Annotated in this window: 7 protein-coding genes and 1 pseudogene; 5 read left to right on the top strand and 3 right to left on the bottom strand. The window is 69.5% G+C overall.

What is annotated here, in order from left to right; genetic code table 11:
• Nucleotides 1–89: 89 nt before the first annotated feature.
• Nucleotides 90–764, bottom strand: a complete 675-nt coding sequence (locus ABZ818_RS41185; RefSeq protein ID WP_361427017.1) for a hypothetical protein — start codon at nt 762–764, stop codon at nt 90–92.
• Nucleotides 765–936: 172 nt separating this feature from the next.
• Between ABZ818_RS41185 and ABZ818_RS41180 the strand changes: the two genes are divergently transcribed.
• The 3 genes from ABZ818_RS41180 to ABZ818_RS41170 all read left to right on the top strand — a co-directional run bounded on the left by ABZ818_RS41180 (nt 937) and on the right by ABZ818_RS41170 (nt 5,084).
• A complete protein-coding gene (locus ABZ818_RS41180) occupies nt 937–2,151 on the top strand; it encodes a HupE/UreJ family protein (protein WP_361427014.1) in 1,215 nt (404 codons plus the stop codon).
• Nucleotides 2,152–2,330: 179 nt separating this feature from the next.
• Nucleotides 2,331–3,821: a metallophosphoesterase family protein gene (locus tag ABZ818_RS41175; protein ID WP_361427011.1), complete on the top strand. Its 1,491-nt coding sequence runs from the start codon at nt 2,331–2,333 to the stop codon at nt 3,819–3,821.
• A gap of 132 nt (nt 3,822–3,953) precedes the next feature.
• The gene (locus tag ABZ818_RS41170) at nt 3,954–5,084 is read left to right on the top strand and encodes a DUF916 domain-containing protein (RefSeq protein WP_361427008.1); all 1,131 of its coding nucleotides are present in this window, start codon (nt 3,954–3,956) and stop codon (nt 5,082–5,084) included.
• Nucleotides 5,085–5,990: 906 nt separating this feature from the next.
• Here the strand turns inward: ABZ818_RS41170 and ABZ818_RS41165 are convergent.
• Nucleotides 5,991–6,116, bottom strand: a pseudogene (locus ABZ818_RS41165) (transposase); the annotation flags it as partial.
• Nucleotides 6,117–6,896: 780 nt separating this feature from the next.
• Between ABZ818_RS41165 and ABZ818_RS41160 the strand changes: the two are divergent.
• Both ABZ818_RS41160 and ABZ818_RS41155 read left to right on the top strand, forming a co-directional pair.
• Nucleotides 6,897–7,706, top strand: a complete 810-nt coding sequence (locus ABZ818_RS41160) for a hypothetical protein (RefSeq protein WP_361427005.1) — start codon at nt 6,897–6,899, stop codon at nt 7,704–7,706.
• 62 nt (nt 7,707–7,768) lie between these two features.
• Entirely contained in the window at nt 7,769–8,863 is a 1,095-nt protein-coding gene (locus ABZ818_RS41155; protein WP_361427002.1) for a polysaccharide deacetylase family protein, read from the top strand.
• Between the two features lie 824 nt (nt 8,864–9,687).
• Here the strand turns inward: ABZ818_RS41155 and ABZ818_RS41150 are convergent.
• Entirely contained in the window at nt 9,688–9,993 is a 306-nt protein-coding gene (locus tag ABZ818_RS41150; protein WP_361426999.1) for a hypothetical protein, read from the bottom strand.
• Between the last annotated feature and the right edge of the window lie 114 nt (nt 9,994–10,107).

Raw genomic sequence — 10,107 nt, 5'->3', positions numbered from 1 at the left:
CCAACTTCGCCCGAGCACGGTTCACTTCATGTAAGTCCACAACGTCCAACATGCCCCAAACAGGGCCGAGAAGACCTAACGGAGCCCTACTAGTCCACCCAGACGACGATGCCGGTCAGATCGCTGAGCACCGCCGCGACTCCGGCGCGTACGGCGCGGTCGGCCCGTTCCGAGGTGAAGCTGGCCGGGTCGTACGACGAGGACATGCCGAGTCCCTCGCCGCGGAACGAGGCACCGGTCCAGTCGGCGGCCGTGACGTTCGACGTCGGCTCGGCCAACTCGGCGCCGACCACGAGGAACTGCTGGTCGAGGTGGTTGGCCGTGACCACGGCCAGGGGGTCGACGAGGTCGTTGCCGGCACTGATGATCAGGTCGGGCCGCATGCCGATCGCCTCGCTGATGTGCGGGACGAACTCGTCCGGCTTCGTGGCGGTGACGGTCCTCAGGTCGGCGTGCACCTCCTCGGCCCATTTCTTCACGGCGCTCACCAGCGTCCTGGTCTGAGGGTCTTTGCCCGCGGTGAGCAGTACGACGCGGTAGTCCTCCGACGGCCGGAGTGCGTCCCAGGAGCCGGGCCGCGGCGTGATCGTCGCCTCCGGAGCCGGTGGTGCCGCCGGGTCGGCGAACCCCGGGCCGAGGGTACCGATGGCGCTCGGCTTCGGGTGCGGCTGGGACCAGTCGTCGCCGGAGCTGCATCCGCCGAGCAGTACGGCGGTCGCGACTGCCGCGGCCAGCGTGCAGGCAGGCAGAAGCCGAGAGCGCATGGGGGATCGTCCTCCGAAGTGGCGTGAGTGCGCCTACTTCCTACCTCATGGCGTGCGCTTTTCGGACCGTGGGGCGTCTTGTCCGGACTCACTTCGTGGCTGGTTCGCGCGCGAGCCACCTGTTGTTCATCCGGGCCCACGAGATTCCGTGCGCCGACCGAAGAGGAGTCACATGTTTTCCGCCGCCCGGCGTCGTGCCTGTGCCACTGTCGCTGTCATCATCGCGGCCGTCCTGCTCGGTGCCGTGCCGCCGGCGCTCGCCCACGGGTTCAGCTCGACCGTGTACGCAGGTCTCACCTCTCCCGAGGCGGGGCACGTCCGTACCGAACTCCGGCTGGAGTACGACCTGCTCGTCGTCTCCGCCGCCGACTACGAAAAGGACGATGCGCTGTTCCGGGCGGGCACCGCGGCGTTCGACGACGGCGACGCGAAGGATCAGGCCGCGGCGCTCGACCGCCACGCCGACTCGGTCGTCGCCTACGTGACCCGCCGCTTCGGCGTCACGGCCGGGGGCCGGGCGTGCACACCGGTCAGGGACGGCGACTTCACGATCGAGCGACGCGAGAAAGTTCCGTACGCACTGCTGGTCCTCGACTACCGGTGCCCGTCGTCCGCCGAGACGCACGAGGTGCGCAGCGGGCTGTTCCCGGACTCCGAGGACTATGTGCGCGACACCAAGACGATCGTCACCTACGACCTCGACCTGACGTCCGGAAGCACGGCCCTCGACGCCGAGCACCAGTCGTTCTCCACCCGGCAGTCCGGGGCCGAGCGGTTCTGGACCTTCCTCCGGCTCGGAGCGGAGCACCTGCTCACCGGGCTCGACCACATCCTGTTCCTGCTGGCGCTCGTCGTCGGTTCGCGCCGGCTGCGCGAGATCGTGCTGGCGGCCACGACCTTCACGCTGGCCCACTCGGTGACCTTCGTCCTGGCCGCCCTGGGACTCGTGCAGGTTCCGGCGTGGTTCGTCGAACCTGTCATCGCGCTCTCGATCGCGGTCGTCGCGGGCTGGCACCTGTGGCGGCTGTGGCGACGCCGGTCCCACGCCACGGACCTGAGGACGTTCGGCCGCGGCCATCTCAGCCTGGACCGCGCGGGCTGGACGCGGCTTGCGGTGGTGTTCTGCTTCGGCCTCGTGCACGGACTCGGCTTCGCCTCCGCGCTGGGCATCGACCGGGCCTGGTCGTGGACGCTCCTGTGGTCGCTGCTCGTCTTCAACGTGGGCATCGAAGCCGTCCAACTGGCGATCGTGGCCGCCGTCTTCCCGGTCCTCGCCCTGCTGCGCAGACGCCGGCCGGTCGCCGGGCTGTGGACGACGGGGTCGGTCGCGGCGGCCGTGTCCGTCATGGGCCTGGTGTGGTTCGTGCAGCGGACCTTCGAGACCTGACGGGCCGTCTGACTTCGGGTAAGTGGAACGGTCCGCTTCTCCCTGGTTCATCAGAACGTCACCGTCTCATGTGACTTTTGCCGGGTTCTTACGCCACCCTCCATCTCTCGAACGAACGGAAGCCGATGAAGCTCGACAAGGGGGCCCAGCGATCTGGGCTCGTCCGTCGCCGGGTAGCCATGAGCGCCACCGCCGTGGTCCTGGGCGTGACAGCGGCGTTCGGCAGCGGTCTGATGACCGGGGCCTACGCCGAGACCTCCGCGACGCCCGCCGGAATCGTCCTGGGGGTGGGCGCCAACGAATCGCAACGCGTCGTGTCCTGGTACACCCCGACCGACTCGGCCCAGGAGGTACAGGTCGCACCGACCTCCCAGGTCGTGGACGGCGAGTTCCCCGAGGACGCCGTCACCTTCCCGGCCACTGTCGCCGCGAACAGCGTCAACGGCGGCCACAACGCGCACGCCACGATCGACAGCCTGCGCGAGAGCACCGCGTACTCCTACCGCGTCGGATCCGAGGGCAGCTGGTCCCCGGCGTACTCCTTCAAGACACAAGAATTCAAAGGCGACTTCGACTTCCTGTTCTACGGCGACCCGCAGATCGGTGCGTCCGGCAACGTGGACAAGGACGGCGCCGGGTGGAAGGACACGCTGGACGTCTCCCTCGCCGCGAACCCGAACGCCGAACTGCTGGTGTCGGGTGGTGACCAGGTCGAGACGGCCAACACCGAGACGCAGTGGAACGCCTTCCTCGGGCCCGACAAGCTGCGCCAGTACCCGTGGGCGGCCACGATCGGCAACCACGACGTCGGCGGCAGGGCGTACGAGCAGCACTTCTGGACGCCGAACACCGACCGCTCCGCGCCGTACTACAACGGCAGTTCGGCGACCCGGTCGGGCGGCAACTACTGGTACACGTACAAGGGCGTCCTGTTCATCGACCTGAACAGCAACGCGTACTCCAACGGTTCCGACGCCGCGCACATCGAGTACGTCAGCGACGTCATCAAGAACCACGGTGCCGACGCCAAGTACACGGTGCTCGTCTACCACCACGCGATCTACTCGCCGGCCGCCCACGCGAACGACAGCGACAACAAGCAGCGCCGCCAGGACTTCCCGACCGCGTTCTCGAAGCTCGGCGTCGACCTGGTCCTGCAGGGTCACGACCACGCCTACTCTCGTAGCTACGTGCTCAAGAACGGCAAGAAGTCGCACCCGGACGAGCAGCCCGGTGCCGCCCAGGTGGCCCAGGGCCCCGGCGGCGTCGTCTACGTGACGGCGAACTCCGCGTCGGGGTCGAAGTACTACGACCTCACCGCTCCCGACACGAACAAGGACCCGAACTTCGGTCCCGACCCGCTGAACCCCAAGAACCACTGGGCCAACTCGGTCGAGGACCAGGAGCACGTCCGCACCTACGTCAAGGTCCAGGTGCGCGACAACAAGCTCGTCGTCGAGAACCTGCGCAGCGGCACGTGCGCCGCACCCAACGCCGCCGTGGAGCTGAACAAGGTGAAGTGGTGCGGCCCGGACAGCGGCGCCACCCCCGCTCAGCCGGTCGGCTCCGCCGTCGACAAGGCGGTGATCCACCCCTACCGAGGCAAGGGCTGGGCCCAGCGCGCCGACGTGGCCACCACCACCCCGGACAAGTCCGACTGGCTCCAGTAGCCGACCCGGGGTGACGCCGGGACCCTCGCGCCGACCGCGCCCAGTCGTTCCGGCCCGCTCCACCGGTGGGGTGGGTACCGCCGGGTGCCCACCCCACTCCCGTTCCGCTCCCACCGCCCCGAGGACCTTCAGATGCGCCCGCCCAGACCGCGTACCACCACCGCTGCCACAGCCCTCCACCGGTCCGCCGTCGTGGCCCTGCTCGCCGTGCTCACCTTCCTCGCAACGGGCGCCGGACCCGCAGCGGCGGCGGACGGCGACGTCTCCTGGGCAGTCAGGACGGCCTCCAACGACTTCGGTTCCGACCGACCCAACTACAGCTACACCGTCAATCCCGGTGGGCACGTCGACGACGCTCTCGTCGTGGTCAACCACGGCACCACGCCGCTCCACCTGGCCGTGTACGCCGCCGACGCGTTCACCGACGAGGCCGGCAGGCTCGACCTGGTCACCAAGGACGCGAAGTCGACACGCGTGGGTGCCTGGGTCCGCACGGACCGACCCGACGTGGCGATCCGGCCCGGCCGGTCGGTCAAGGTGCCCTTCACGCTCACGGTCCCGCGGGACGCCGCGCCCGGCGACCACATGGGCGGCATCGTCACCTCGCTGGCGGACGGGACCGATACCGGCCGCCGCCTCGGCATCCGGATCCGGCTGCGCGTGGGCGGAGCGCTCGAGCCGAAGCTGTCGGTGCAGGACCTGCACGTGCGGTACTCGGGTACGGCGAATCCGGTCGGCAGGGGAGACGCCACCGTCACGTACACGATCCACAACACGGGCAACGCGATCCTGGCGGCTCGTCAGGCGGTGGCCGTGTCCGGCCCCTTCGGGGTCCTGAGGGCCGCCGCCAGCCACGTCGACGACTCACCCGCGCTGCTCCCCGGCGAGATCTGGAAGGTCACCGTGCCGGTCCACGGCGTGGCTCCCGCGCTGCGGGCGGCGGGGACGGTCACCCTCGTCCCGCTCCTCACCGACGCGTCGGGCTCGGTCGCGCCGCTCGCCGGCGCGAAGACCACGACCCACGCCTGGACCGTTCCCTGGACGCTGCTGCTCTGCGTCATCGTCCTTATCGGGCTGGTGGCCGCCGGGTTGGTTTCCCGGAGCCGCCGTCATCGGCGTCGCGCCGAGAACCCCTCCGCCTCCGCCTCGGCCTCAGCCGAGGGCGAAGGTGATCACGGCCCGAGCCGCGAAGCGGAAGGCGCCACCGAGCATGTCGGAACACTCGATCACGACGCCGAGACCGGCGCCCGCGGAACCCGGTGACGGGTAGATCCAGACGGGGCCCCACAGGGCGGACCCGCGGTCGGGTAGCGGCGCTTGCGCACCCCGTTGTCGGCGGCGTTTCCGAACCGGTGAGCCACACAGTCACACGCGAGGGTCGCCGAAGTAGACTCCGCCTCCGCGTTGGCATACAACTGCGACAACAGGGCCTCCTGGTGCACGAGTTGGCATAGACACCCTCCGAGCTACCAAGAGGCCCTGCTCTCATGCCCGGGCCGGGCCGCCCATCTGGTGGGGTGGGCGGCCGGTGTGAGGGTGGGTCAGGAGGTGAGCTTGTCGGCGGCCGGCTTGGCGGGGGCGCGCTTGCGGGCCGGGCGCTTGGGCTCGGCGTCGGCGGCCGGGGTGTCGGCCTTGTCGTTGGAAGTGGGCGTAGCGGTACGGGCCCGGAATACCGTCTGGTGCTGGGATCCGGCAGGAACCGTGTTCGCAGGCTGCCGATGCGGGATCTTTCGTGTGACGTCGGGGGCACGTGATGCTATGTGGGTCGTCGGAACAGCATTGGGCGACCCAAACACAGAGGGAGGAGCGGCGCATGGACCGGGTAAAGCTGTCCGGCCTGCGGTGGGGCAGCCGAGTCCATTTCCTTCTCGCCTGGGTCCTGTACGTGTTCGCGCTGCTGCTCACTGCGGTGACCTGGCTGCCAGGACCGAACAGGGTCCCTTCCGCTGTCGTGGTCTTCCTGTTCGCTGCGATCTTCCCGGTCTTCGGCGCCGCCCTGTTGCGGGCCTTGTTCTCCAAAAGCGGCCGTACCCTGCTCGACAGGGCGAACGGCGACCGGCTGAGCCGGTTCATACGGAACCTGTCGACCGGTCTGAAATGTTGCTACGCGGTGGTATTCGTCGTGTTGCTCCTGGCCCTCGTGACCGGGGCTGGTGCCGCACACGACACCGAGACCGCCACCGACATCTTCCCGTCCTTGGGGAACGACACGTCATCGACCACCCAGGCATCCGGGCCGATCAGCGGCACCATGCGCTCCGCGATGCGCCGGAGCACCGGCATCGGATCCCAGGTCGGCCCCGTGGCGGCTCTTCGCCGTCGGCAGCAGGCGGGCGGCGTCCCGGTCTGTCGTGGAGGCCGGCGTCCCACCTGCCCGCTGTGGACCGTTGACCCGGGCACTGTTGCGACAGATGTTCCGCCTACGCGCCGCACGGCGCGGGCACGGCGCCAGGGCCGTGCCGGTCCTGAAGGATCTGGGTGATCAGCGGGAACAGGCAGTTGATGGTGCCCTTGGAGTGGCCGCGCCGGCGCAGCGCCTCGCGGACGGCGGCGACGACCCGTTCGTCGGCCCGCCCGGTGGTGCCCGCCTGACACCGTCCCTGCCGGGTGGCGCTTCGCGCCGACCGTGCCCGTGTGAGTGTCGAGTCAGCGCGGAGCAGGCCCCGGGGCGATCGCGTGCTGGACGTCGGCGCTGCGCACTTCCCAGACCACTCCTCGTGCCGCTCTTGATTCCTCCGGGGAGCGGCACGAGGAGGGACCGGGGCGGCCGGACCCCGCCCACGGCACGGGGCCGGCCGCCCCAAACACGCATCGGACCGACGGCGGCTGGTGTGCGGATCACGGACCTCATCGGTGCTGCCGATCCAAGTTCGGGTGCCCCCCCATTGCGCCGCAGCAATCCGTATTGCCTGGAGCAGCGGCGGGGCTCATGCCGTCGTCCTGCCGGTTCTGCTGTTGACCGACCCGTCCCTTTCAGTTTCCGTGCTGTGTCGGTCGAGGTGTAACACCTCCGGCCGAAATTGCTCTTACCAAGTAGACGACTGCGTAGGTCGGCCAGGACAGGAGACACGACTCGTGCAGTGGACGGACGAGAGCGGCGGAGCGTACGGCGAGGGTCCGTACGGTGGCGTGGGGTACGCGCACGACTACGGCTACGAGTGCGCCACCACCGACGCGGCGACGAGGTCCTGGGACCCGCAACTCGCCCAATGGTCGTACCCGACGGGTAACGCCTATGTGGGGGAGACAGCCTCCTACGCCACCGGGACGCATCTGCACGCCGCCGGACCGGGGCCCGCCACGATGGCGTGGGACGCTCCCCATGGAGACGTCCTCACCGTGCCGCCTCCAGAACTCGACACGCCCGGCCTTCCCGTACCGGGACCGGACACGCCGAAGCGCGAGTCGGTGCGGCCCGTCTTCGTCGATTCCTCGGGGCGACGCCAGCGCCGCGTGCTGCGCGCCGCACGCCTGTTGGTGATCCCCGCCGGCGGCTACATCGCTCTGCTGATCAGCACCGTGGTTGGCGGCCCGAGCCTCAGCGCCCCGTTCGTCCCGCAGACGGGCTCCACGCACCCGGCCACGCCCCGGGCGACCGCGCCCGACGCCTCCCCCGGCACCGGCCACTCCGCGGGGAGTGTGGGCCCTACCGCGGCGCAGAAGAACTCCCGCCCCACGGGGGCGCAAAAGACTTCCGGCTCCACCGACCAGTCGACAGGCTCTGCGGCCGCACCCGCGCCTACCGCGGCCGCCCACCGCCATCGCGTCTCCGACCTCGGCCCCGACCGCCGCCCCCACCTCCAAGCCCGCCTCCAGGCCCACCACCTCCGAGGGCCGCGCGATCGGCTCGTCCCACAAGCCAGTGAAGTGATCCAAGGCCCCTGACGTGACCAACCGCAGACGCCACTACGCTCCTCGTCGCCGTAGCGAGTCATACCCCGCAGCCATTGGCTGTTGCTGAGCGTGCTCGTGGTGAACCTGTCGACGGCCCTCCTGCTGCAGGGCTACACCCACCACATGTTCGGCATCACGTCGGACAACGTGACCGGCACCCGGGGCAGCAGTGCCGCAGTGCCCACCCAGGTGGCCCACGGCGGCCCCGTGATCGCGGACGCCGCCACCTCTGCGTACACCGCCCAGGTGCGGCCCGCACCATCGCGCTCACCTTCGACGACGGCCCCGACCCCGTCTGGACACCGCGGATCCTGGACGTGCTGCGCCGCAATCACGTACACGCGACCTTCTTCGTCGTTGGAACCGAGGTCGTCGCCCACCCGGAGCTGATCCGCCGGATCGTCGCCGAGGGCCACCAGATCGGCATCCACACCTTCACCCATCCCGACCTGGCCCACCTCGCCCCATGGCAGCGTTCCCTGGAGCTGCGCGAGACGCAGCTGGCGGTGGCCGGCGCAGCCGGGGTCACCACCGCACTGCTGAGGCCGCCGTTCTCCTCGAAGAACGACGCGCTGGACGACGCCGACTGGTCCGTCCTGAAGCAGGCCGACGCGGCGGGCTGTGCCACGGTGCTCACCACTCAGGATGCCGAGGACTGGCAGCGTCCGGGAGTGGACCGCATCCTCGCGAACGCGACACTGCACGGGCACGGCGGGCAGATCATGCTGATGCACGACGGCGGCGGTGACCGCTCCCAGACCGTCGCCGCGTTGAACACTTTGATCCCCAGGCTGAAGGCACAGGGCTTCACGTTCGCGACGGTGTCCGACGCGGTCGGCATGGCCGCACCCGTCCAGCCCGCCGGGCTCGGCGCTCATCTGCAGGGGCTGGCCCTCATCCGGGTGCTGCAGGCCGGCGACTGGCTCGTGTTGCTGCTGGGCCTGCTGATGTACGCGGCCGGCGCGATCAGTGTGCTGCGCGCGGTGGTCGTGCTGATCGCCGCCCGGCGGCACCGCCGCCTGCGGACCAGACACCGGAGCCAGCTCTGGGGGCCGCCGGTGACCGCGCCGGTCAGCGAACGATCGGGATGCGCAGCACCGCATCGGTCGCCTACCACATGGCCCACCTGGAATGGTCGGGCACGCTGATACGCGACGGCCGGGGCTGGCACACCTGCCGCCTGGGCCACTGACCCGCACTGCCAGGGGGTGCTGCGCAGCGGCTTCGCCAGGGTGAGCGGGGGCTGCGCGGGGCGTCTCCAGGCCCGGGGCACGTGGCGCATGAAGTCGGCCAGCGCCAGATCCGCGGCGGCCGCGCGCCAGAGCCCTGATACAGGTTTCGATGCCGACGGGGCCGGTGCCGTCCAGGACGAACAGCAGCCCTGGGAAGAGCGGATAGTGCCCCCTCCACTCCTCCTGCAACGGCTCCGCGCCGGCCAGCAGATGCCGCCTGCCCGGCTGCGATCTCTCGGTTTGGTGTCAGTAGTGGTGAGAGTCAGTGGTCGGGGGTGTGGTTGTCGAGTTTTGCTGCTGGTCAGGTGGGCTTTTGATGGTGGGATTTCACTGACCCAAGAGGGGGCCGCACGACCAACCCCGACCCGAACCACGATGACGAGCCGAGAGCATCGGATCGGAGGCTGTCCGCTGCGGTAAACCGCCTCGTCAGTGCGGAGACGGCTCTGGCACTGATGGGGGTTGACGGCGTTCCTGCCGTTTCCTCGCGCACAGCCGCCGCCCAGCAACGTCGCGTTGGCGAGGACGGCGGGCTGAGCAGCCATGCGGGCATGCCGCCGCTGCATTACTCGGCCCTCGGCGATGCACGGTGACGTTGAGTCTTCGGCAGCAGAGGAAGAGCGTGCGCGAGGTCTTCCGTGGGGTTTATGTGTTTTCGGTGGTGTGAGTTCCGGCCCTTCGGCCTGACGCACGTTCGGGCCCACTCCCATGGAAAGCGGTACGGCCAACTGCACTGCCTCTCAGACCGGGTCGACAGATGTCCACCAGGCAATCACCCGCGCCGCCATCGCATCGGGCCGCAAGCCCAAAGGATCGAGACCGAAGTGATCCTTCAGCTCGTGCCGCAGGAACTCACCGATCTCCGTCTGGCTGGCGTTGCGACAGAGCCGCCCGAGAAGAGGGGCGAGCATGCAGTCATACTCGTCCTGCACGAGGTCAGCGACGCCGATCGGATCCCACTCATTGAGCAGATGTCGCAACTCGTTCTCGGTGGAGGTGCTCCAGGGTTTCATCGCCTCAGACTGCCACTCGAGAACGACCGCCATGTCTCGCCCTCGTCTTGATCTAACCTCGATTCGTCAGCGGGTTTCGGTCGCTGATCGGTGCGGCTGTTCGCCCGTAATGTCCTCTGCCGTTGGAGGACGGGCCGTCGCGTGACG

The organism is Streptomyces sp. NPDC047453, assembly GCF_040643155.1.
Taxonomy (GTDB): Bacteria; Actinomycetota; Actinomycetes; order Streptomycetales; family Streptomycetaceae; genus Streptomyces.
The sequence above is the reverse complement of the archived record's forward strand: the minus strand, read 5'-3'. Positions and strand labels throughout refer to the sequence as shown.

What these genes read in the sequence shown, in the direction of transcription:
- ABZ818_RS41185 (WP_361427017.1), bottom strand. Translation starts at nt 764, where the DNA reads ATGCGCTCTCGGCTTCTGCCTGCCTGCACGCTGGCCGCGGCAGTCGCG.
- ABZ818_RS41150 (WP_361426999.1), bottom strand. Translation starts at nt 9,993, where the DNA reads ATGGCGGTCGTTCTCGAGTGGCAGTCTGAGGCGATGAAACCCTGGAGC.
- ABZ818_RS41170 (WP_361427008.1), top strand. Translation starts at nt 3,954, where the DNA reads ATGCGCCCGCCCAGACCGCGTACCACCACCGCTGCCACAGCCCTCCAC.
- ABZ818_RS41180 (WP_361427014.1), top strand. Translation starts at nt 937, where the DNA reads ATGTTTTCCGCCGCCCGGCGTCGTGCCTGTGCCACTGTCGCTGTCATC.
- ABZ818_RS41175 (WP_361427011.1), top strand. Translation starts at nt 2,331, where the DNA reads ATGAGCGCCACCGCCGTGGTCCTGGGCGTGACAGCGGCGTTCGGCAGC.